Source organism: Mesorhizobium sp. GbtcB19 (genome assembly GCF_019091085.1).
Lineage (GTDB): Bacteria > Pseudomonadota > Alphaproteobacteria > Rhizobiales > Rhizobiaceae > Mesorhizobium.
The window spans coordinates 1-1149 of record NZ_JAGXJY010000067.1; the positions used below are offsets into that span (position 1 = coordinate 1).

Annotated in this window: 1 protein-coding gene; it reads right to left on the minus strand. The window is 33.3% G+C overall.

Features of this window, described 5'->3' with window-relative positions:
• Nucleotides 1-602: 602 nt before the first annotated feature.
• Nucleotides 603-980, minus strand: a complete 378-nt coding sequence (locus KVT37_RS31590) for a hypothetical protein (protein WP_119781896.1) — start codon at nucleotides 978-980, stop codon at nucleotides 603-605.
• Nucleotides 981-1149: the final 169 nt, after the last annotated feature.

Below are 1149 nucleotides of genomic sequence, written 5' to 3' on the forward strand. Positions count from 1 at the left end.
ATAACTTTAAAAAGATATTATCAGTATCTAGATGAATAGAAGATTAGTCTCATCTATTCATCTTGCCTAGGAGGCGGTTTAGAAGCAACAATAAAATAATGTTATTGTTGTTTCTAAACCGTTTGCTAGCTTAATGCTAAATAAGTGATACAACAAGACGTTATATGTTTATAGTCTAGTAGTTTGAATAATAAGGATAGTATGGGTAATAAGGATAATAATTTGAACGATAATAGTAAGGAGCACTTGGTAGTACGTATTGAAAATTATAATGGTTATAATCATTATAACTACTATAACTCTGTTCTGAATTCTTGAATCTATTTGCTTCTTCTGTAATAAAAAAGACGTGATCTCCCCAAGATGACATAAAGGTTGCATTTCCCCATCCAAAACTAGATTCAACATTTAGATCAGATTGAAGCGTACTTCCTTTCACACTACTCAATTCGTCGTCTTTTGCAATATAGATACGGTTACCAGAACCTGTCATAAGTGTAGCACGCCTCTAACCTCGAGCTGGTTCAATATCTGTATCACGTTGTAGATCTCTTTCTCTAAACCTAATTAGTTCATCACCTTTAATAGCATAGATATATGCATCACCAGGAACTGCAAATAGTAGCATCATTCCAGCCACGGACTCTAGTCACTTCTTCAAGATTTGCTGCATTTACCCTAATTAACTCATTACCTACTACGACGTAGAGGTTAGGTCCTGCAGCATCCATAAATCTTGCATCTCCCCAATCTCGAGATTTTTTAACAATTTCAAGAGTGTCCATGTTAATTTTTGGGAGTTCTCCATCTGTAATTGTATATATGTATGGACCTTCAACTCTATCAGGAAAAGCACCAGCAATAAGTTTAGTATTCCTAAAACCTCGCACCGTTTTAACAATTTGTATGTCAGGGTAGGCTCTCATTTTAATTAGAAAATCATTTATTATCAGGAAAACAAATCCTAAATAAGATTCCATTTTGTCTTAGTTTCGTTTCTAGATTAAGTACATTATTTGGATATGAATAGGTTCTAGTTACTGTATGGTGTTTTGAATAATAAGGATGCATCGGATACATTTGTCTACACCACTCCATTGCTATATTTTGGATATTATATCCAATGATAATTTATGTTGTTTCAAAAAA